Source organism: Candidatus Omnitrophota bacterium, assembly GCA_018830005.1.
In the GTDB taxonomy this organism is placed as follows: domain Bacteria; phylum Omnitrophota; class Gorgyraeia; order JAHJTE01; family JAHJTE01; genus JAHJTE01.
The window spans coordinates 133801-157061 of record JAHJTE010000001.1 but is presented as its reverse complement, the minus strand read 5'-3'; the positions used below and the strand labels follow the sequence as shown (position 1 = coordinate 157061).

Sequence of the window (23261 nt, the reverse complement as noted above, 5' to 3'; positions counted from 1 at the left end):
CTATCCTCCTGCCTCTAGCAAAAATTTACTTAGATTAACAAGTGGTTTCAAGAATAATCTAATTGCTACCTTTAAAGATTCCTTATCTTTAATAAACTCTGCTAATTTCGGAGAATGTTGATAATAGAATCTTACAAACATCTCACCAGCTCTATTGCTCAACAAGTATCTATCTCTGAATTCAGAAAGTGTCTTAACTTCTTCTTCTAGCGGACTGCCAAAGGCGGCTGTGGCAATAAAACAACTACCTCCTCCGCCACCTTCAGAAGTAGAAACAGGCAGAATAGGTGAATCTGAATCAGAAGAAACATCATCTCCGTCCTCACCAAGGCCTCCTAAACCAAACAAGCTAAAATGATTTATCTTTACGCGCACAGTCTTCTCTATTAGGTCAATCGTACTGTTAACCTTCTGCCAAACATTGCTGGCTTCATTAAATTGATAGATACTAAGCGTCTCTACATTAATAGAGGTGCCGTCCACAATGCCATCATTATTAAGATCAGGGTAAGGGATTACTAGTGTAAGGTCTTTATCAAAAAGGTATCTGCCGCTTTCAAGGCTAAATTTCTTATACTGTCTGGCATCTGCTAAGTCTTGACCTTCAAGTTTATTAGGCACTAATGCCGGATCAGCGATATTCATGATTAGCTTATCTTCAGCACCTAAAGCTCCCTGGGGAACAATAATTACAGTACCATCCCAGAGGCTAATTGTGTAATTTTCCTCTTTGTTTATTTTGACCTCCTTAGTATATTCACCCTGTGCATTTGCTGTTGTCTCTCTTATATCAGGATTAGAGTCATTATTATCCAAGGTTATAGTTATTGCATCAGATATGTATTCTCCGCCTCCTGCGTCAATTACCTTGGCACGAATATTGTATTCCTTAGAATCCGCTAGACCAGAAACATCCCATTTTAGATTGTAAGGAAATTCGGTTAAGGAGTTAGACACCTCCTGCCAAGTAGTCTCGTTATATGCCTTAAACTCGAAACTTAATTTCAAGATATCTATGCCAACAGGAGCATCAGCAACAAGCCCTATAGAATCTCCAGCTAGAGTCTTGCCATTAGAAGGTTCTGTCATTATTGGCTTGGCAACAGCATCATTTATCCAGATAATCCTACTGGCAAAGCTTACATCACCACCTGTTCCCAATACCCTTAATAATGGGGTATAAAGCCCAGGATTCTTATAGAGGTACGTCTTAAATTCGGCTGCCTTACTACTTAAATCAAAACTGCCATCGCCGTCAAAATCATAGAGGCTCTCTATTGAATTCTGACTGGCATTTGCAAATGTTACCAGCAAAGGGGCAATGCCTGTAGCCTGAGATAGAGACAATGAGCTTAAGACAGTTGAACCGCTTTCATCTGAGTCTTTTTCAGGCCCTTTAATCTTTATCTGTTTATATCCTAAGCCTGCGATGGATTTATCAGTGATAATCTTAAGAACAACATCAAAGGTGCCAGCATTGCGATAAGTGAATGCTCCTTCTGGACTATTGGATACCAAATCTACTACTTTATCTCCATCAAAATCCCATTCATATTTTAAGGCAGTAAAATCGTTGTCCTTGTTAACAGTAAAATTAACCAATAAAGGCACCTTTCCAGAAACCCTATCAGTTACAATTGAAAACTCAGGCGTTCCTTTTATGCTTCGGGCATCAATTATAACCTGGTCTTCTGCAGAAAGACCTTTACTATCCGTTACCTTAATTCGCGCCTGATAGACGCCAGCAACTATATAGGTATGGATAACCTTAGATGATCTACTACTATTAAGTTCAAATACACCGTCGCCATCAAAATCCCATTCATATTTAGATATTGTATTTGCGGCCTTAGCATTTGCAGTGAATTTTACCCTTAAAGGCGTACTTGCGCTTGTTGTATCTGCTGAAAGTGCTACAGTTGGAGCATCAGGATTTGCGTTCACATTAATCGCAAATGAATATGTCTCATAGTTACCAGCAGAATCAATCGCCTTGACTGTAGCCACATATAAACCAGCAGCAGTATATATATAACTTACATCTGGAGAGGAAACCACTTGCTTCATGCGAAATGTATTATGGCCCTCCAAGTCCCATTCGTATCTTACAATAGCGCCTTCAGTACTTGAGGCCTGAGCCTGGAAATCAACAGTCAAAGGTGCGGTGCCAGAAGTAGGACTTGCAGAAGCAGTCAATGTAATACCGCCTGTGGGCGCTGTATCAAGTGTAACAGTAATAGAGACTTCGGCTGTATTGCTTGCAGCATCTGAAGCAGTAACAGTAATTATATTCTCTCCTAGTTCTAAGGCTACCAAGGCTGAGAAGCTGCTATTTGAAAGCGCTACTTCCTCTGCATTGACCTTAACACTAGCTATAGAACTTAGAGCATCGCTAACTGTACCGCTCACTTGTATCGGGCTCTCAAAAACTATTGCGTTATCCCCGGGTGAAGTAATAGTTATGGCTGGTGGGGAGTTATCTATCTTATTAACAGTTATTGTTATATCTTCTGAATCAATTTCCGCACCATCGCTTACGCTAAAAGTAACCAGATATTCTCCTGCCTGTCCATAATCAGGCCTCCAACTGAATGCCTGGTTAATAAATATAGCTCCTTGGGGCAGACTAGAGGCTGAGTAAGTTAGGGTGTCACCATCTGGATCAGTGGCTGAAATATTAAAGGTAAGGCTTTCTCCTTCATTGATAGATCTATTGCCAATTGAGTCTAATACCGGCGGCTGATTTAATGGTGGAGGAGGTGGAGGCAGTGATCCTTGACCTTCAAGATTTATGATAAGTCTGGGTTTAAACTCCTGACCTAGGCTATTTTCTTTCGAGGCAAAGCCCATACCGCGTGCATCAAGAGTGTCTATCTCAAAAACGAGGCCATAATTAGGGTATGTCCCATCCAGCCATTTTTCAGCAATGTTATCACCTGATTCTAAAAGATTAAAGCTAGCCCATGTGTCTGTCATCCTATATAAAATAAGATCTGGCTTGGTAGGATTGTGAGTAACTAAAGGCGTAAGATTCCTATCGAGTCCATCTGCATCTGCTCCGGCTAAGGCCCAATATGTAGAAGAATTAGCTTTATTCCAAGTTACTTGAGATTCCACCCAAGGCCTCAAGATCCGGCGCGCCGAGATATTTTTTTTCGAAGTACGCGAAAGCTCAGAAGAAGTCGTATATATCTGTAAAATGCAATCTTTTATTTTTGACCCTTGAGGAATCGATGAAATATCAAATTCTATCACGAATTTATACTCTGCCGAACCCTCTGTCCAAAGCCCTAGAGCACCTGAGGAACCAGACACGCTGGTAGGTTTGGTGCTCAACAAAGAAGTATCTTTAGTTCCTGAATATCCATCCAGGCCATCCTGCAATATGAATGAAGGACAACTATCTGCTGTATTATCTATACAAGCCGTACCCAATGCATCACAAGTTCCCGAACAGTTAGAGTTAGTCACACAGAATTGATTCGGCCTGCATTCTTCATAGCCACAAGCTGTATACGGATTATATATATTACCTTCACAACAATATCCTGTATATCTTTGTTCTCCTTCACATATACATCCTTTTGCATGAATCTGGCCAAAAACAGTATCTCCTGTTACACACTGCTTGCAAGCCTCATCGCCGCTTCGACAATCATCATCTTCGCCATTGCCACAGATTTCTAAATGACCAGGATTGACATTAGGATTACTGTCATTACAATCTAAATCAGGAAATTGACAGGCAAATGAGGCAGGTTTACCATAACCATCATTATCATTGTCAACGCATGTACCTGGACAGCTATCCCCAACTATATCCTGACATGAACTCCAAGTGCTGCCGCTACAAGTCTGTAGGCCTTCGCAGCTATGAGTGGTAACACAGCTTCGCGTCTGGCCATCGCTGCAGGTTTCCGGAAACCACTCTGTCCATGGAGATACACTTAAATCAATGTATGCACCAGCGTCTAAAGTGAGTGCTTCAGAATTAATTGTCTGTAAATAACTCTTTGGGTCATTTTCAGGTAGGCTTGCGTCAGCCATTATTCGCAAAAGCGTTCCTGGGTTGGAGGCAATCTTTGAATTTTGATCCAACGCGCTTACCTGTTGCCACTCATCAATACTAGTGCTACCAGTTACTGCTTCCTCACTGCTATAATTTCTAAATCGATAGTCGCCATCTCTTCGATAGTAGATATTATTTCTCATGTTTAAATGGTCAGAATTCCTACCATTATAAAAAGGACCGTTAATCGCAACTATGGGTAACTGGATTCCATAACCTTGCTCTATAGAATCCACTACGATATTATTCCTAAAATAAACCTCGGCATTGCGCAGCCTTAACTCATCAGCCCAGATGCCATCAATGGACTTCTTCGCATTCTTGAATATTGAAAAAGAACCTGAATAATCAGTCAAGTAGCCCCGCGGAAATTCTTTTCTGTTTTTGTTATAAACTGTGTTGTTATACACAGAACAATTTTTACAAGACATCACTCGTAAGGCATCGCCTTGAGTATTTGCAATAATATTATTTCTGGCGATACTATCTTCAATCTCATAATTGTGGGGAGGCTCAGGGATATATGCAAGCATTGAGTCATCCCCTAGCCATAATCCGCCCCAAGTATCATTGACGTTATTCGGATCAAGCCCTCCAGTTCCAGTGTTGTAGAAAAAGTTTTCTTCCACTATAATACCTTTAGAATGGCCCTTGAAATAAAGTCCTGATCCTTGAATATCATGGAAATAATTATGCCGCACTATTGTATTATAGGTCCCCATGGCATCAATGCCCTCATCACCGATAGTGCTTTTAAGTCCAGAATCATAAATCTCATTATCTTCAATAAGTGCGTTCTGATTACATAAATAGTTGTCATAATCTAAGTTCCCACTCACTCCGCAACCAACAATCTTTATTACATCATATCCTGAGCCATGTATTTTATTTCCTCTTATGGTTACATCCTTGGTGTTTTCATAAATCTTTAAGGCATAAGAATAGCCACCTTCTATATCTAGGCCTTCAACAGTTACATTTTCGCAACTGTAGCCAGAATAACCCACTCCTAGGGTAAGTCTATGTGTATTTGCACTGTTGTCTCCTTCAAGCCAAACTCTTGGCCTTTCTCCAGGCCAATTTTTTAAAACTACATTGGAACGACGTAGATAAACAGTACCAGCATGATGATAATCTCCTGCTCGCATTACTACAGTCCTTAGCTGAGAATCTGCCTTATCAAGCTTTGCACTATAGTTTCCACCAACAGAGAACAAAGGAGCTAAAGTCCTGTAGGGCTTGGTGAGACTGCCATCTCCTGTAGTATCACTACCATCTTCAGCAACAAAAAAGCAGTGGTCTTTATCTGGATTTACACAAAGCTCCGCCTCTGTGTAGGCGAAAGCATTAGTTAAAGGAAGAAATAAAATGGCAAGAATAGAAGCTGTTATGAAACCAAATATTTTCTTTTGTTTTGACCTTATTTGCATACTCATCACTACCTCCTAATATGACTCTTATCCTTTTTAAAACATTTTAGAAAGACTACAAAAAAAATCCCTTGGCTTTTTCGTCTCGCCAAGGGGTCTTTATCCTCCTGGCAGCATTTCCACCATAGCCTCAATAGTCGGCCTTAGGTATTTGCTTTGAGTGTCTCAGGTTTCCCTGAGGTTTCCTTTTTCAAAAGGCGAAATTTACCAAATTACCAATTTACCAAATTATCTATACACAAGTATACCATGGGTATCGCTAAACGACAAGGGGCAATGAAATAAATTATTTGTCATAACTCCTTGTCTTATATTAAGTTATAGCAAGCATCTTATCAATCGCCTTTTTTGCCTTCTTGCGAATCTCCTCTGGTACCTTTACCTCTTCTTTTAACTCTTCTAAAGACCAAAGCACCTTTTCCAAAGTAGTGCGTTTCATATTAGGACAAGTTGCATGTTCTGAGGCAGGGAAAAATCGCTTTTGAGGGTTATCGCTACTTAGACGATGAAGCATTCCTGTTTCTGTTCCTATGATAAATTCCTTTGCATCTACATCCTTAACATACTTACACATCTTACCGGTTGAGACTGCTGCATCAGCTAGGGCAATAACCTCAGGACGACACTCAGGATGAACAATAACCTTAGCTTCAGGATATAGGCGTATGCTATGGATTATATCCTCGGGCATAATCTTTACGTGCGTAGGACAATAACCATCCCAGGCGATTAATACCTTACCTGTGCTTTTTGAAACAAAATCTGCCAGATATTTATCCGGAACAAATATAATCTCCTCACGATCTCTTAGATGATTTATGATCTGGACAGCATTAGTTGAGGTACAGCAAAAATCTAGCTCAGCCTTAACTTCTGCTGAAGTATTTACATAGCCAACAACTATTGCCTTTGGATGCCTTCCTTTAAGTTCTCGTAAATCCTCTGCAGTAATCATATTCGCCATAGGACAGCCAGCGTTAATCTCAGGCATAATGATTTTTTTGTCAGGACATAGTATAGAGGCAGTCTCAGCCATAAAATGTACTCCACAAAAAACAACTATATTGGCATCAGTTTGGGAGGCAATACGACTTAACTCTAAGGAATCACCACGATAATCAGCAATATCCTGAGTTTCCGGAAGCTGATAATTATGGGCCAGAATTACTGCCTTGTGTTCTTTTTTTAATCTTTGGATTTTTTCTGTTATCTCCGGCATTTTTTAATTTGAGCCTTACGCTAACTTATCTTCTCTGTGATTACACCGCCACCGATTACTGAGTTACGTTTGTAAAATACTACTGCCTGACCCGCTGCAACAGACCTAAGCGGCCTGGAGAATTTGACCTCTGCAGTTATATTGCTGGTGTTTCTTTGATTTGGCAAGTCAGACAGACTCACCTTTGCCCTTACATCTGGCTGATTATAGCGAATCTTTACCTTTAAATCAAGCCTTGGTTTATTCACAGGATATAAGAAATTCAGATTTTGGGCAATCAGGCCTTTGGCATAGGTATCTTTATCTCTGCCTAAAGTTATAGAGTTAGAGGCAGCATTTATATCAACAATATACAAAGGCTCTCTGAAACTTATTCCCAAACCTTGCCGCTGACCAATGGTATAGAATGCAATGCCTTGGTGCTGACCCAAGAGATTGCCTCCTAGATCCAGAATAGGTCCTGGTTTTATTTTCCTCTTCATCTGAGATAATCTGGTTTTCAAAAATCCACGGTAATCTGCGTTGGGAACAAAACAGATCTCCTGACTTGCCGGCTTCTCATGCACAGGCAACTTAAATCTCTTAGCCAAGCCTCTAACCTGATTCTTTTCTAATTTGCCGAGCGGAAACAAAATAAAAGGTAAATTTTTTCTCTCTATTGAATAAAGAAAATAAGACTGGTCCTTATTTCTATCCTTGCCTTTCTTTAATAAATAACATTTGGTTTTTCGCATCCATTCTAACCGCGCATAATGACCTGTAGCTAAAAACTCTGCATCTAAGGCACGTGCCTTGTTTAACAAGGCATCAAATTTTATAAATCTATTGCAGCGAACACAAGGGTTTGGAGTTCTGCCTGCTAGATATTCTCCTAAGAAATCTCTGATAACATACCTTTCCAGCTCTTTGGAGAAATTTAAAGTGTAGTGTTTGATTTTTAGTACATTGGCAACTTTTCGAGCATCTTCAATCGCTTCCGAGCCACAACAGAGGGGTCTTTTACCTGATTCTCCAACTGCCTTTCCAAAACACATAGTAATGCCAATAACCTCATAGCCAGCCTCCTTAAGAAGTGCGGCGCTGACTGAAGAATCTACTCCTCCGCTCATAGCTACGACAACGCGTTTATTTTTCATTAGACTCCTGTTACTTCCTCAATTGCTTTAAAAGTGACTTCCAGAAGATACTTTAGCTGCTTGGCAGTTATAACCAGAGGCGGCATTAACACGATAACATTGCCTAATGGCCGCAAAATAATGCCTTGCTTTCTGACTCGTTGACAAACCTTTACGCCAATCCTCTCTTCCCATGCATAGGGTGTTTTTCTCTTCTTGTTTTTAACCAACTCGATTCCGACCATAAATCCCTTCTGACGGATATCGCCTACATGTTTTAAGCTAGAAAATGCCCTTAATCCTTGCCTTAGTAGGGCAATCTTTGGCTTAAGCTTCTTAAGCGTCCTCTCCTTTAGAAAGATATCTAAATTGGCAATTGCTGCTGCAGCTGCCAATGGGTTTCCTGTATAGGTATGGCCGTGGAAAAATGTCTTTCCTGCAGCAGAGTCGCCTAAAAAAGCATTATAAACTTCTCCAGTTGTGAGTGTGGCGGCAATGGGCAAATAACCTGCAGTTATACTCTTTGCCAAACACATAATATCAGGATTCACTTTTTCATGTCTAGAGGCAAACATCTGTCCTGTCCTGCCAAAACCAGTTGCCACTTCATCAACAATCAATAACACGTTATATTTATCGCAAAGTTTTCTAATATGTCTCAGGATACCCGCCGGCCAAACAATTATACCAGCTGCAGCCTGTACAATTGGTTCTGTGATTAAACCTGCTATGGAATCTCCTCTTTTCTTTAATATATCCTCTAATTTTTCTAAGCAGGCTAAATTGCACTCGGGATAATTTAATTTAAACCTGCAGCGATAACAGTAAGGAGATTCGATTCTTATGGCGTTGAATAAAAGTGGTTTGTATGTTTTGTGAAATAGATCTATACCTCCCACGCTTACTGAGCCAATCGTATCGCCGTGATAAGAGTTGCGTAAATGTATAAATGTATTTCTCTTGAGCCTACCTTTATTATGCCAGTATTGATATGCAATCTTTAACGCAATCTCTACTGCTGTTGAACCATTGTCTGAATAAAATACCTTTTCTAAACCTCTGGGAGTAATTTTTACCAACCTTTGTGCAAGCTCTATTGAAGGGATATTACCAAGACCAAGAAGTGTAGAATGCGCTACTCTTTCAAGCTGGCCTTGAATAGCCTCATCAATCTCTTTCTTCCTGTGGCCATGTATATTTACCCATAGGCTCGATACACCATCTAGATACCACTTTCCATCAGTTGCCTTCAAGTAACAACCCTTAGCCTCTTCTATTATAAGCTGTTCTTGTTTTTGCCAATCCTCCATCTGAGTAAACGGATGCCATAGGTATTTCTTATCAATCTGAAGATAGGAAGCTCTCGATAGTTTTTTATCTTTTAATATATCCCTGATGTTTATCTCATCTTTTATCTTAAGTATATTCTTTTTATCAATCTTAGAAAAATACGGCAAAACACCCAAAAGCGGAACATCAATAAGATCTTTAACTACTTTTGGATTTGTGCGCTCAGCTAAGCCAATCCTTGATTTTGAATTTCTATTTAAGATTACACCCAAAACATCTATTGCTGATTTCCTGGCTTGGCTTAAAGTCAATAGAGTATGGTTTATCGTTCCCAATCCAAGCCTGCTTACAATTATTAAAGGCAGATTCATATCATAAATAAGATCCACCATATAATAATCTCTAGCTATAGGCACAAATAATCCGCCCGCACCTTCGACGATAATAAATTCGTGCCTTTTCTCTAACTGACTAAATGCATCAGAAATCTTATCCTTATCAAACTTCCTTGCTTCCAAAGAAAATGCTAAAGAAGGAACAACTGGATTCTTTAGATAAAAAGGATTAATGAGATCTTGGGGGTCTTTCAGGTTGAGCTTTTTCTTTAAAAAAGAGGCATCATTCCCACCACACTGGATAGGCTTCATTATGCCCACATCTATACCTTTGGCTTTTAATAGAGTAGCCAAGGTAAAGGTGGCTAGGGTTTTTCCTACTTCAGTATCTGTTCCTGTTAGGAAAATTGCTTTTCTCATTTTTCTGCACAAGCCTCAATCACATCAAAAGTAGCCAAGACCTTTCCGTTTTCCCTAAAGTTGGCTTGATAAAAATCATCTGCTTTATGAAATAAATCTCGCTTTATAAACTTGGGTTTCTTTAGGCAATTTGCACCGATTGCCTTCAGCCATCTTAACAGCGAAAACAAATCATCAAAATATTCACAATATTTCTCATTATTCAGAGAGATTTTCCTAAATCCACTTTTTTGAAGCGCGAGGCGAATCTTTTCTATATTCGGTAACTCACTGCCGTTAAAAAAATCTCGGCCGCCTGTTGCGTTAAAAGCTAATTTCAATTCCTTCAATGTGTCTTTTGCAAAACAGTTAAAATGAAAACTTGAGCCGAATTTTAATACCCGATAACCTTCAGAAAATGCTCCAGATAAATCAGGAACCCATTGATAAGTAAGATTGGAAACAGCCAGATCAAAGGCCTTATTTTTAAAAGGGAGATTACAGGCCTCTGCCTGAACTGTTTTTATTCCTCTTTTTCTAGAAACATAGACCATGCCAAAAGCGCTATCAACTCCAAGCACCTCTGCCTGATAAAACTTGGCCAGATCAATTCCCATCCAGCCTGTACCCAGACCAATATCTAGAATCCTGTAGGCCTTTACATTTTTATTCTTAACATTCTCAAAGAGCCTAAATCCGATTCTCTTCTGCAAATGGGCGTTTTCTTCATAAGACCCAGAGGCCCTAGTAAATGACTGTCTAATTCTATTTACATCCAACATATGCATCTAAATCAGCCTAAGTTCTTTTGCCGTCTTCTTAATCGCCGCTAAGGCGCGCTCTAAATCTTCCCTAGTATGACTGGCAATAACAGTTAGCCTTAATCGTGCCTGATCCTTAGGAACAGTGGGTGGTCTAATACCCTGAATAAATATACCTCTATCAAATAACCTTTGACTAAATTCCATAGTAAGTTCATTTTCTTTGGTTAATATGGGAATAATTGCTGATGAGCTATTCAAGGGTCCTAAGCCCATATCGGCTAAGCCTTGTTTTATAAACCTTATATTGCCCCAAAGTCTTTGGCGTTGCTGCGGCTCTTTTTGGATAATCTCTATTGCCTTAATACTTGCAGCTAAAACTGCTGCTGGCAAACTTGTCGTATAAATAAAAGGTCGACTTGCATTTATTAAATATTGGACTAGATTTTCATCAGCACAAACAAAGGCGCCAAAACTCCCCAAGGCCTTACTTAATGTCCCCATCTGAATATCTATTTTATCCGAGAGGCCTAACTCTTCCACCAGACCTCCACCATTAGGGCCTAAAACGCCAGTAGCATGAGCCTCATCTACCATGACAGAGGCATGGTATTTTTCTGCTAGATTTACAATTCTGTGTAAATCAGCCAAATCACCATCCATACTAAATACCGTATCAGTAACAATTAATTTCTGTTTTGCATCTTTGTGTTTTTCTAGGAGATCCTGCAGCTGACTCATGTCATTGTGATTATAACGAACTATATGGGCCCGGCTTAATATAATCGCATCTACAATAGAGGCATGATTTAACCTATCAGAAAAAATTACCCCGTGCTTTTGTATAAGGCTTGAGATTAGACCTAGGTTTGCAACATAACCACTGTTAAAAACCAAGGCGCTAAGGCTATGCTTGAATTTAGCGATTTTTTCCTCAAGTTCCTTATGCAACCGGAAACTGCCACAAGTCAACCTTGAAGCAGCAGAGCTTGTACCAAAGGCCTCTACTGCCTTAATCGCAGCCTGCTTTAGGCGTGGATCATTTGCCAGGCCTAGATAATTATTAGAGCAAAAATTAATTAACTTCTTGCCATTAAAAGAGACGATCCTATCCTGAGCGCCCTCTAATGTCTTTAGGGTCCTAAAAAGTCCCTGATCCTTTCTTTCCTCTAATACACTAGAAACAAAACTGTCAATACTCATATTGATAGCCCCGCAGCCTTGATCATTTCTAAATCTTGATTGGGGGAATTTCCTTTAGTAGTCAAATAATCACCGAAGATAATACTATCAGCGCCAGCCTTAAATATTAATGATTGTTTGTTACCTAAAACAGACTCTCTTCCGCCGCAGACCTTTATTTCTCTTCTAGGATGGACGAGACGAAAAATAGATATAATCTTTAAACATTCTTTGTAGGTTAGCTTTTTCTGATGTCCAAGAGGTGTAGCAGATATGGGATTGAGGAAATTCAAAGGGATACAATCAACCTCTAAGTCTCTTAAGGCAAGGCTGAGTTTTAGCCTGTCTTGTTGAGATTCTCCTAACCCAAAAATACCGCCGCAACAGACCTCAAGACCTGCTTCTTTCACCGCTTGAACAGTCTCAACTCGCTTGAGGTATGTATGCGTACTACAAATTTTAGGAAAATAATCAGAGGACGTTTCTAGATTGTGATTATAGCGGGATAGGCCTGTTTGCTTTAACCTCTTGGCCCTACCTTGAGTTAAAAATCCTAAAGAGGCATCAAGTTTTAAATCGGAAAATCTAGATTTGATTAAGTGAAGTCCCTCACAAATTTTATCAAATTCATCCTCTCCCAGACTCTCTCCGCTAGTAACAAAACAAAATCTCTTAGAAAAAGACTCATGCGCAAGGCCTGCTCTGCGCAACATCTCTTGCGGCTCTATTAGAGGATAAACAGGCACGTCTGTCTTATAAGCGGCAGATTGTGCGCAAAACTTGCAGTCTTGGCTACAGGCGCCGCTTTTGGCATTGGTAATAGAGCATAAATTTACTTTATTAGCGCGAAAATGCTGGCAAACTCTAGCTGCTGCCTCTAATAATAGAGGCAGGTCGCACCCTTTAAGAGAGATTAAGTCTTCGGCTTCTTTAAGACTTAAGTCTTTTCCGCCAATAATCTCCTCTGCCAGGACCTTTATGAATTTGCGCATAATGACCTCTTTTGCCTAACAAAAAACCCTACTACAATTATAGTAGGGTCAAAACAACTGTCAACTAAATATTAATTTGAGGTTTACAATCTCTTCAATCTAACAACATCTCCCGCCATAACCTTTTCGACAAAGCCGGAATCCTTCCTGATTAATAGCCCGCCGTCTAAATCGATATCTACTGCCTCTCCTTCGATATGCTCTTTCTGGCAAATTACCTTAATTCGCGAATGTAGCGTTGAAGTAAAATCTCTCCACTTCTGGATAATGAAACTTGAGCCTTCCTTAGTAAATTTTAAATAATTTTGCTCAATTCTTTTTAGGATCGTTTGTAAAATCACGACCCTTTCTACTTCCTTAGCGCCTTCTACTTTTAAAGATGTTGCCCCCGTAGGAAGCTGTGTCTTGGACTGACTGACGTTTAGACCTACGCCTACTATCACAAATTTAATGATGTCCATCTCCGCGTTCATCTCTACCAATATACCGCCTAATTTCCTATCACCAAGTAAAATGTCATTTGGCCATTTTATTGTAGGATCCAATCCACAGGTCTGCTTTATCGCTTCAGCAACAGAAACAGCAATTACAATAGTTAGGATTGATGCCTGTTGGGGAATTATCTTGGGCATTAAAATCAATGAAAAATATATGCCTTTGTGCTTGGGAGATATCCAAGACCTTCCGAGTCTGCCTCTTCCTTTAGATTGAGACTCGGCAATGACAACAGTGCCATTTTGCGCAGCATCCAAAGTAAGCTGCATTGCTTTATCCATAGTGGAAGAAAGTGAATCAAAATAAAAAATATTTTTCCCTATAAATTGAGTATTAAGATTATACTTAATCTCCCTGGGAAGAAGTTTGGGAGTGAGCTTTTCCAGCCTGTAACCAAGGTGAGGCACTGCAACAATCTCATAGCCTTCGTCAATAAGTGTATGGATATTTTTCCAAACTGCGGCACGGCTAATCTTTAATTTATGGCTTAGTTCTTCGCCAGAAATATAAGAATCGGATTTACGTAAGTGTTCTAGAATCTTCTCGTTCATGGTTTTTAACAGAGGTAGCAAGGTATATATAGCAAAGATACAGAAGTATTTTAAGACTAAACTCCTAACAAAGCAAGATAAAAGCTTTCCGGTTCTAAAATTCTTGACAAAGAGCCTCTGATATGTTTTACTAAGATTGCAATTAAATATGGGGAGGTCGTGAAGCGATCTGAGAGTTCTGCTTACGTTAGCAGATTACCCGAAGAACCTGATCTGGATAATGCCAGCGGAGGAAAGATTCTGCAATTACCCTTATGCTCGGCATAAGGGTTTTTTATTGATATAAATAAATTGAAAAAATGATTTTAAAAACGGGGGTAAGATGAAACTGGATGAAATAACGATTTCCAAGGCAATAATAGAAACCTATAATAAAAAACTTATTGCCGCACTTGATGTAGACGTGGCTATTGCCGGAGCAGGCCCAGCTGGCATGTGCTGTGCCTATTATTTAGCCAAGGCAAATAAAAAGGTGGTTATCTTTGAAAGGAAATTATCCGTTGGCGGCGGCATGTGGGGCGGCGGAATAATGTTTAACGAAATAGTAATTCAGAATGAGGCAAAGAAAATCCTTGATGAATTTGGGATTAAGACTAGGGTTTATCAAAAAGGATATTACACGGCAGATTCTATCGAGGCGGTCTCAACCTTTTGCTCAAAAACAGTCAAGGCGGGCGCTAAAATATTTAACCTCATGAGCGTTGAGGATGTAATGATAAGGAAAAATAGCATTTGCGGGCTGGTATTAAATTGGACTTCAGTAGAAATGGCTAATCTGCATGTAGACCCAATTACCATGCGAGCAAGATATGTAGTTGATGCTACAGGCCATGCATCAGAGGTCGTGCATATTGTCGAGAGAAAATCCGGCATACGCTTAAATACAAAAACAGGCAAAATCGTGGGTGAAGGTTCGATGTGGGCAGAGGTAGCTGAAGATATGACAGTAGAGAATTCTAAAGAGGTATGTCCTGGTCTATATGTAAGCGGTATGGCTGCTAATGCAGTATTTGGCGGCCCAAGAATGGGACCAGTATTCGGCGGGATGTTATTATCCGGCAAGAAAATAGCTCAAGATTTAATAAAGCGCCTCTAAAACCAATCTTTATTTTCCCGGATAAAGAGGTGACATCTGACGCAACTTTTCAATGACTGGCGATAATTGTTCCAGGCAATAGTCTATCTCTTCTTCTTTAGTCCAGCGTCCGAGTGTAAATCTCAAAGAGCCATGCGCTAATTCATGGGACAGGCCAATGGCAAGCAATACATGAGAGGCCTCAAGATTTGAAGATGTACAGGCAGATCCAGTTGAGACTGCAATACCTAACATATCCAGATTCAAGATAATAGATTCGCCTTCAACATATTTAAAGGAAAAATTTACATTATTAGGCAGCCGTTTAGTAACATGACCATTCAATAGACAATCAGGTATTTTATCCTGTATGCCTTTAATTAATTTATCTCTTAATGCAATTTGTTCTTTTTCTTCCCTGGCCAAATTCTGTTGGCAAAGCCTTACAGCCGCTCCCAGACCAACAATCCCCGTAGTATTATGAGTTGATGACCGCTTGCCTTTTTCCTGATCGCCCCCATGTAAAAAACGCCCTATGCGCGTGCCTTTCCTAACATATAAGGCTCCCACGCCTTTAGGCCCATAGAATTTGTGCGCAGAAAGTGAAAGCAAATCAACATTCAGCTCATCAACGTTAATAGGGATATGTCCGACTGTCTGGACTGCATCTGAATGAAAGGTTATGCCTTTGGCCTTAGCAATAGAGCCAATCTCCGATATCGGTTGGACAGTGCCGATCTCGTTATTCGCATGCATTATGGAAATCAAAATAGTCTCAGGTCTAATTGCCTTCTTAACATCCTCCGGATTAACCAGGCCTCCTTTATCTACAGGGATATAAGTTACATTGGTGTCGCGTTTTTCCAGAAGCTTTGCCGGCTCATGCACAGCATGATGTTCTATAGCTGAGACTATAATGTGATTACCTTTGTCTTTTTTGGCCTCAACCACTCCAAAGAGCGCCATATTATCTGATTCAGTGCCGCCAGAAGTAAAGATAATCTCCTCTGGCTTTGCGCCTAGAGATTGCGCTAAAGTGCTCCTTGCCTCTTCAATCGCCTGTTTTGCCTCCTGGCCAAAAGAATGCAAACTCGAAGGATTGCCAAAGCGCTCAGAGAAAAATGGCTTCATCGCTTCGACTACCTTCGGGTCAGTAGGCGTTGTTGCCGCGTAATCAAGATATATTCTTTTCATATCGTTCACACTAAATCTTTTATACAGCCTCTACGCTCTTAACCTCAGGAACTTCCTGCTTTAGCATGCGTTCTATACCATTTTTCAATGTCATGCTAGACATGGGACATCCTGAACAAGCGCCCTTAAGACGTACCTTTACAACTGCATCATCACTAATATCAACTAATTCTACATTTCCGCCATCGCTGGCTAACATAACACGAATCTTTTCGAGTGCCTTCTCTACTTTCTCGCGCATTATAAACCTCCGCTATACAAATTAGAATATTAATATGACAATAAAGAGAAACAACCGAAAAAAGCCTCTCTCAATCAAACAATTACAACACGGCTTGAGTTAATTGTCAAGCCTATATACAATAATCAAGTGAACTAGCTGTTGCACGCGCAAAAAACCTATTAGCCAAATCTTCAAATGTAACCGTATCTATAATCTCTGCTGTAGCTTCGGCTACACGAGTCCAGATATCTCTAAATACGCAATTATATACATCCTTACAACCTTTATATAAAGATTTTTTGTCAGCGCAGGCAATAGGTTCAATAGGGCCTTCGATAAACCTCACAACTTCACCTAAAGTAATCTTTGCCGGATGTTTTGCAAGGCGATATCCTCCATGCGTACCGCGCCTACTCTCTAAGAACCCTGCACGTTTCAAATCTAAGAGGACTTGTTCTAAAAACTTAAAAGGAATATCCGCCCCTTTGGCTAACTCTGTAATGGTTGTTGTTGTGTCAGGAAAACGTATGGCCAACTCCAGCATTGACTTTAAAGCATAATCACCTTTATAACTAATATGCATGAGTATCTCCTTTTCTATAATCCCTATCAACTAAGTAGAGTATATATGAAAATAAAAAAGCTGTCAAGTTAAATCATTTCCAGAAAGAATTTATATTATTAAACTGGATAAGCTCTCGCTAGATATAGGCGGGCTATCAAAGTACTCTTTCTTTCGAGTCCTTCTATCTTCTATGTCTATTCTCACCCTAGAAGCCACTCCTTTATCGCAATAGCGACTTACTATGGAACATGCTAATTGCCTCTGTTGAGTGTTAAATCTGCCTATGCCTAAGGCTGTTGGACCGGCTATTGTTTCTTCAGGTGTAATCATCAAATCATCATCCTTGACCAGTTTGAGAAGCGCATTATTTTCCTTTTCATTCCTGCCTACAATCAGCCTAGAGTCCTGATTTAATCTAAAATGTCTACCCAGCTTAAGCAGTAATATATCATTTAAACTAAAATCAGGCTTATAATTCATCAAATCTTTAAGCCTTCTGCAGAAATTAGGATCAGTAAGTAAACATCCACCAGCAGGACAAGGATAATCATTGATACCTAATTTCTTAGCAATTGCGATTTGTTCTTTTCTACCTCTGCCAACAATGTTGAGAAGCCTTCCTCTATCTATCCAATTTTTTTTCTCTGGAATAGTTTCTTCCAGTGATTGTGCGCAAAGCGGTCTTACGATTAAACCGTCTAATCCTGATTCTTTTTCGACTAATTGCAAGATATGTCGCCTCTGAGACATTGGCCTTTGTCCTAAGACCTCACCTGTAATTACAAAAGATGCCTCTATCTTTAGCATATATTCTTTAGTTTTCTTTAACATAAGAATGCGGCAATCAATACAGGGATTTAATCCTGAACCATAGCCATGTTTAGGTTTCCTGACGCATTCTAACATCTCGTTCGTATTGTCTATGGTTTTTAATTCTATGCCCAAACTCTTAAGGGTACTCGGCGAGTCATGATTACTACAGCCACCTTTTTTATTGCACATGCAAAATGGACTGACAAATTTTAATGCCTCTAGTTTTAGTCCCTGTTGCTTGGCAAGATGAGCAGCCAAGGTGCTATCAAGCCCTCCTGAGAAAAGAATAATTGCCTTGATTGATTTGGCAGGGTTAGATTTAGTTAATTCTGCGCACATATATGTCTTTTAAAATTTCCTCTTCGATGGCAATTTGAGTATGTTCTACATCTAATATTGGGGTGGGGAATCTCTGACGCAGAGATACCACAACTCCTGGCATGACACCCAGCGAAGATAATCTATTTAATCTGTGCAAATGCCCGGTGGTAATATAGACCACCTTACACCTTTGGCCAAATGGCATCTCTGAAAGCGGTAGGATGATTCTGGCGATTTCTTTCGTTGTCTTTAGACAACATTCACCTTGGGGTATGGGCCTGCCATGAGGACACTCCTTGGGATGTCCTAACAATGTACAGATTGCTTCAGCAACTTCATCATGAACAATATGTTCAAATTTACAGGCATTACTTTCAATTGTTCTGATATCCAATCCCAAAACATCAGTAAAAAGTCTTTCTGCGAGACGATGACCGCGAATTATCCTGCGGGCAATAGTCTCACCTTTAGTAAGAAAATAAATGCAGGACTCTTCTATCTTAAGAAAACCTGCCTTAACTAGATAATCAATTTCGCTTGTTTTGACTTTCTCGCCTTTGGAATCTAGGATTTTATCCAGTTGAGTCTTTCCATCTTCGCGTTGCATCCAGAAAAATTCAAGTAGTTCTTCAATATTTCTTTTATCCATACTCATGTTATAACCCTATATTTAAAAACTGTATAATAAAATTAACTGCACCGCCTATCAAAACCGCAATCGTCATTACTGAAAAGAATATCAACAAAGAAACCTTTAGGCCTCTTTCTCTCATAGTCACAAAAAATTGAGCGATACAAGGAACAAAGAGTGTAATTACGATTATACTTACCAGGATTTGTAGATTGCTCAAGGCCCCTTCTCGAGCTAAGACATACAAACCAGCAACCCCATAATCTCGCCTTAAGAAACCAAGTATAAATACCTCTGTCGCCTCTTGCGGCAGACCCAAAAAGCCTATAACTACAGGTGAGAAAAATTCTTTTATTTTTGTAAGCAGGCTTAATCTATCTAGAATAAACAGAAAAATCGTACCCAAAAGGAAAATTGGGACTGCTTCCTTAAGGTACCATTTTAACCTTGCGAATAATTTTGTCAAAACATTATTTACATGCGGCAGGCGTAAAGGAGGGATTTCTAAAATAAAATCCGAACGCCTTCCTTTAATCATACTGTCTAGGGCAAACCCTGCCAGAAACATTGTGGAAACTATAACGGTGATCCAGATAAATGTAGCCTTAACTGAAATACTGCTCAGCATCGCTAAAATAACTCCTAACTGGGCAGAACAAGGAATTGCCAAAGAAAGAAGAAAGGTGGCGATAAATCGCTCTTTGGGTGTATCCAATATTCTTGTGGTCAAAGTAGCCATAGCATCGCAACCTAGACCCAATACTAACGGTAGAACCGCCTTACCATGTAGACCAATCTTTCTGAACAATCTATCCGCTAATGCCGAAAGACGAGGTAAATATCCAGAATCCTCTAAAATACCAAAGGCAATAAAAAAAGTAGTCACTACAGGAAGGATTATTGCAAAGGCATAGGTTAAAGCCATGGTAAACAAACCATAATCTCCTATGAGAAAATCTCGCAAAAATGCAGAGCCAATCAAGCGATTTACGACATAAATTATTTTGGGATTAATAAACTCCTGAAACAAAACCGCCTCGAAAAAATCAACCATTATTCCCGCGCCAAATCCTCCTACAAATTTGTAAATTACAAATAGAATAAAAATAGCAAAGGTTATGCCACCTAGAGGAGTAAGCATTATATTCCCGATGCTCTCCAAGAACACCTTTGAGCTGTCAACGCTAAGGCGACAGACCCGTTTTATAATTTCCTCTGCGGCCATGGCTCTTCTGTTGTTTACAATAAAAGAAATGGGTTTTGATAATTTTGACTGTAACTTAGCCCTGACATCATCGAGCCTTACTTTCAAACCTCCAGATAGATTAGAATAAGCCAAATAATCCGAAACGTAAACTTCATCTGTCAAGCTATAAATTTTTTGGGCTAATACAGCGGGGGAGCGGTTTAAAGGTAAAAAGGCAAGCTCATCTAATGATTTTGAAATCTCGCTACCATAATCAACTTTGAAATTAGAAATTTTTGCCTTGGATATGAGCTGAGGCAAGGCCTCTATGCCAATTTTCTCTGTGGCCACAGAAAGCAGACAATCTATGCCTAGAATCTTAGATAGCTTATCTACATCAATCTTAATGCCTCTTTGTTTAGCCTCATCATAAATATTCAAAACTAATATTAAAGGCTTCCCTATCTCAATCAACTGAAAGGTTAAAACCAAAGAGCGCTTTAAATTTTTGGCATCTGCAATCTGAACAATTGCAGAGACATTCTCGTTGAATATTAAATCCCTGGTAACACGTTCGTCTTCCGAGGAGACAGAGAGATTATTTATCCCCGGTGTATCTATTATCAGTGTATATTTGGGGTTGAAATTAGCAATACCTTCTGCTATCTCAACAGTTGTACCAGGATAATTGGAGACAGTGACATACTGACCAGTAAGCAGATTGAAGATTACGGACTTTCCAACGTTAGGATTGCCGACTAGAAGCACGCGCCTTCTCTTGCTTAAATCGATTAGGGACTCATCCTTACTATGTATCATGTTTTAGTTCAAGAACCTATTAAATTAAGAGATAATCTGGAAGGTCTTCTCTCTAGAATGTTTCCCGCAAGTTATCAGGAAATCTCGTGGCCGTTTATTAAAAAATTTGGCAAGGATAGCGATAACAGACTTATTCGCCCTATTCTTTTCAGGAGAGGCAGTAGTATAAACCCTGAACTTGTCCCCTTCATGCTTAATCCTGTTTTCGCATGCTCCTGTTATGACCTTTACTTTTATAAATCTATTCTTGAGGCGATTCACTTTTAGTCAATGCCTGCTTAACCAATGCGCTGACGCGTCCTCCTTGAGCCTTTCCAGATGCCTTTTCCATAACCTGTTTCATGACTTTGCCCATATCCTTTATAGTTGCATCAGGAAATTCCTTTAATACCTGAGAGATTATCTCTTTTATCTGGGCATCCTCTAAGGATTTGGGCAGGTAAGTCTTGATAATCTCTAATTCCTTTGTCTCTTTCTCAACCAGATCCTGACGGTTGCCTTTCTTGAATTGCTCTATAGAATCCTCATGCCGTTTAGCTTCCTTTCTGAGAACAGATGCAACCTCAGCATCATCAAGCTTATCTTTTTTCTCTGCAATGGCTGCATTTTTAAATTGTGCACGCAGGAAACTCAAAATTGAAGAACGCACCTTATCCTTTTCCTTCATGGCCTGTTTAAAATCCTCTAAGATTTTTTCTTCCAGCATAATCTACTCCTTGTTTAACATCTCTTGCCATGTTTATATGGCCGTTTTTTGTTTTTTTTCATTTTTTTCATAATCTCTTTTTCTACATCGATGTTCAACCCGCCGCTTAAATCAAAAAGCCTAATAAATGTATCAGCGATTTCTTCCTTAAAATTCTCCTTATCATTTAAACGATAAGATTCCATGGCCTCGGCAAGCTCTGTAACAATAAGCATCAACATCTCTCCCACATTGCGTTTCTCATCCCAGAAACCTTTCTCTCTGGCGATTCTATTGCAAAGTTGAGTCAATGATTTTATATCACTCATAAGTTAAGCTCCCCTTATTAGAAAGAAGAAAATTAAAACAGATAACCCCCAGCAGTAATAAGCAAAGTGATAAAATTTAAATCTCGAAACTAAAACTAGCAAAATTCTTAAAGCCAAAAGAGAAAAAACAAATGCACTAATAAAGGCTATTAACAAATATCCGAAGTCAATACTGACAGAGGTGATTTCTTTTATCTTATAGAGCCCAGCCCCGATTATTGCCGGAATCGCCAACAAAAAAGAAAGACGCACTGCCAATACAGGTTCTATACCTCTAAATATGCAAAAGCTAATCGTCATAGCGCTGCGGGAAAGACCCGGAACAAGCGATAGGCCTTGGGCAAGACCGATAAAGGCCCCATCAGTAAGCTTTAAATCTTCTCTTTGGCGCATACAGCTAGCCTGCTTAAACTTTGTTAAAAAAAGTACCCCTCCAGTAATTACTAAAGACACTCCGACTACCCAAAGCGAAGAAAACATGCGTTCAATAAAATTATCGAAACTAATGGCAATTACTGCTGTAAAGATACTGGCAATAATTAAGAATTTAGCTACCTTTAGATAGGGCCCTGGCTTAACATAAGTACGCCTCAGTATGGCGCTAAGAATATTCTTTAATTCCGGCCAACAGAAAAGCACTATGGCGCAAAGGCTACCAAGATGTACTATGATATAAAAGACAATATCGCCTTCTGCCGTGTCTAGTAATCTGTGTAATATAACTAAGTGCCCGGAGCTACTAATAGGCAAAAATTCAGTTAGGCCCTGAATTACCCCTAAAAGCACATAACGAAAAACCATTATCCCCGACAAGGTTTCCTGCCTTTGTTGGCTCTTTTTGAACGCCAGGAAAGCTTGCCCCTACGTTTACGTCTGCCTGTACCCATATTAGGCCTCCTTTTAGTGAGTGAACAATTTAATCTAGGTTATCAATAATTTCTCTAGTTGTTTTATATTTGATATTATTTGATATGGAGCTTCTCTCTTGATTTCGTACAAACTGCTTGAACCAGTCGTAACAATAATTGATTTTATTTTTGCACTATTGGCAGTCTGGACATCAATGGCCATATCTCCGACATAAATTGCTTCATCGTGCTGCATACGAAAATACCTTAAAATCTTACGAAGAATCTCTGGGTGCGGTTTGCCTCTCTTTAGTCTATCCCCGCAGAGCAAAAAAGAAAAGTACTTATTTATATTAAGCGCCTTCAATATGATTTTGGAAAATCTTGTCGGTCTGTTGCTTGCAACAGCTAGATGATACCTCGAAGATAATCTCCCAAGCAACTTCCTGACTCCTGAAAATAATCTCGATTTCTTCGGCAGTGACTCCCTATGATGTGCCCGGTAAATCCTTAAGGCAGAATTCAATGCCTTTTTTGGCACAAAAGGCGATAATAACTTTTTATCTCCCCAGCCAACAGCCCTTTTGATTACTGACTTACTTTTTGTGGGTAGTCCTAATTTTTTCATAGTAAAATTAAAACTGGACTCGATCGCCTCATAAGCATCTATCAATGTGCCATCGAGATCAAAGATGACTAATTTAATATTGTTAAACGAAGTAGTTATCACCTTT

20 protein-coding genes and 2 riboswitches are annotated in these 23261 nt (G+C 39.5%); of the genes, 1 reads left to right on the top strand and 19 read right to left on the bottom strand.

Annotated features, from left to right (window positions below; translation table 11 throughout):
- The 8 genes from KJ593_00855 to KJ593_00820 all read right to left on the bottom strand — a co-directional run bounded on the left by KJ593_00855 (nt 1) and on the right by KJ593_00820 (nt 13838).
- A complete protein-coding gene (locus KJ593_00855) occupies nt 1-5505 on the bottom strand; it encodes a PKD domain-containing protein (protein MBU2540429.1) in 5505 nt (1834 codons plus the stop codon).
- Between the two features lie 100 nt (nt 5506-5605).
- Nucleotides 5606-5695, bottom strand: a riboswitch (cyclic di-GMP riboswitch).
- Nucleotides 5696-5812: 117 nt separating this feature from the next.
- Complete coding sequence (gene nadA / locus KJ593_00850) at nt 5813-6718, bottom strand: quinolinate synthase NadA (protein ID MBU2540428.1); 906 nt, start codon at nt 6716-6718, stop codon at nt 5813-5815.
- 20 nt (nt 6719-6738) lie between these two features.
- Entirely contained in the window at nt 6739-7854 is a 1116-nt protein-coding gene (mnmA, locus tag KJ593_00845) for a tRNA 2-thiouridine(34) synthase MnmA (GenBank protein ID MBU2540427.1), read from the bottom strand.
- A complete protein-coding gene (gene bioA / locus KJ593_00840; protein MBU2540426.1) occupies nt 7854-9878 on the bottom strand; it encodes an adenosylmethionine--8-amino-7-oxononanoate transaminase in 2025 nt (674 codons plus the stop codon). Before bioA ends, mnmA begins: the two co-directional genes overlap by 1 nt.
- Nucleotides 9875-10645: a methyltransferase domain-containing protein gene (locus KJ593_00835; GenBank protein MBU2540425.1), complete on the bottom strand. Its 771-nt coding sequence runs from the start codon at nt 10643-10645 to the stop codon at nt 9875-9877. Before KJ593_00835 ends, bioA begins: the two co-directional genes overlap by 4 nt.
- Entirely contained in the window at nt 10646-11821 is a 1176-nt protein-coding gene (gene bioF / locus KJ593_00830; protein ID MBU2540424.1) for an 8-amino-7-oxononanoate synthase, read from the bottom strand.
- Entirely contained in the window at nt 11818-12792 is a 975-nt protein-coding gene (gene bioB, locus KJ593_00825; GenBank protein ID MBU2540423.1) for a biotin synthase BioB, read from the bottom strand. Before bioB ends, bioF begins: the two co-directional genes overlap by 4 nt.
- A gap of 83 nt (nt 12793-12875) precedes the next feature.
- Nucleotides 12876-13838: a biotin--[acetyl-CoA-carboxylase] ligase gene (locus KJ593_00820; protein ID MBU2540422.1), complete on the bottom strand. Its 963-nt coding sequence runs from the start codon at nt 13836-13838 to the stop codon at nt 12876-12878.
- Between the two features lie 139 nt (nt 13839-13977).
- Nucleotides 13978-14091: riboswitch (TPP riboswitch) on the top strand.
- Between the two features lie 69 nt (nt 14092-14160).
- Here KJ593_00820 and KJ593_00815 point away from each other — a divergent pair.
- The gene (locus KJ593_00815; protein MBU2540421.1) at nt 14161-14934 is read left to right on the top strand and encodes a sulfide-dependent adenosine diphosphate thiazole synthase; all 774 of its coding nucleotides are present in this window, start codon (nt 14161-14163) and stop codon (nt 14932-14934) included.
- A gap of 9 nt (nt 14935-14943) precedes the next feature.
- Here KJ593_00815 and nifS read toward each other — a convergent pair whose 3' ends face one another.
- The 11 genes from nifS to KJ593_00760 all read right to left on the bottom strand — a co-directional run bounded on the left by nifS (nt 14944) and on the right by KJ593_00760 (nt 23257).
- The gene (gene nifS, locus KJ593_00810) at nt 14944-16107 is read right to left on the bottom strand and encodes a cysteine desulfurase NifS (protein MBU2540420.1); all 1164 of its coding nucleotides are present in this window, start codon (nt 16105-16107) and stop codon (nt 14944-14946) included.
- Between the two features lie 19 nt (nt 16108-16126).
- Nucleotides 16127-16348: a NifU family protein gene (locus tag KJ593_00805; protein MBU2540419.1), complete on the bottom strand. Its 222-nt coding sequence runs from the start codon at nt 16346-16348 to the stop codon at nt 16127-16129.
- A gap of 112 nt (nt 16349-16460) precedes the next feature.
- Complete coding sequence (locus KJ593_00800) at nt 16461-16913, bottom strand: Rrf2 family transcriptional regulator (GenBank protein ID MBU2540418.1); 453 nt, start codon at nt 16911-16913, stop codon at nt 16461-16463.
- A 90-nt stretch (nt 16914-17003) separates the two neighbouring features.
- Entirely contained in the window at nt 17004-18047 is a 1044-nt protein-coding gene (locus KJ593_00795; GenBank protein ID MBU2540417.1) for a 7-cyano-7-deazaguanine synthase, read from the bottom strand.
- Nucleotides 18028-18678, bottom strand: a complete 651-nt coding sequence (locus KJ593_00790) for a metal-dependent transcriptional regulator (protein ID MBU2540416.1) — start codon at nt 18676-18678, stop codon at nt 18028-18030. Before KJ593_00790 ends, KJ593_00795 begins: the two co-directional genes overlap by 20 nt.
- A gap of 7 nt (nt 18679-18685) precedes the next feature.
- A complete protein-coding gene (gene feoB / locus KJ593_00785; protein MBU2540415.1) occupies nt 18686-20665 on the bottom strand; it encodes a ferrous iron transport protein B in 1980 nt (659 codons plus the stop codon).
- Between the two features lie 24 nt (nt 20666-20689).
- On the bottom strand, nt 20690-20926 hold the full coding sequence (locus KJ593_00780) for a DUF167 domain-containing protein (protein ID MBU2540414.1): 237 nt from the start codon (nt 20924-20926) through the stop codon (nt 20690-20692).
- Nucleotides 20907-21371 carry a GatB/YqeY domain-containing protein gene (locus KJ593_00775; GenBank protein MBU2540413.1) on the bottom strand — a complete coding sequence of 155 codons (465 nt, stop codon included), beginning with the start codon at nt 21369-21371 and terminating at the stop codon, nt 20907-20909. Before KJ593_00775 ends, KJ593_00780 begins: the two co-directional genes overlap by 20 nt.
- Nucleotides 21372-21385: 14 nt before the next feature.
- A complete protein-coding gene (locus KJ593_00770) occupies nt 21386-21679 on the bottom strand; it encodes a nucleotide pyrophosphohydrolase (GenBank protein MBU2540412.1) in 294 nt (97 codons plus the stop codon).
- 3 nt (nt 21680-21682) lie between these two features.
- Nucleotides 21683-22480 (bottom strand): undecaprenyl-diphosphate phosphatase, encoded by a 798-nt coding sequence (locus KJ593_00765; protein MBU2540411.1) that lies wholly within the window; start codon nt 22478-22480, stop codon nt 21683-21685.
- 120 nt (nt 22481-22600) lie between these two features.
- Nucleotides 22601-23257 (bottom strand): HAD family hydrolase, encoded by a 657-nt coding sequence (locus KJ593_00760; protein MBU2540410.1) that lies wholly within the window; start codon nt 23255-23257, stop codon nt 22601-22603.
- Between the last annotated feature and the right edge of the window lie 4 nt (nt 23258-23261).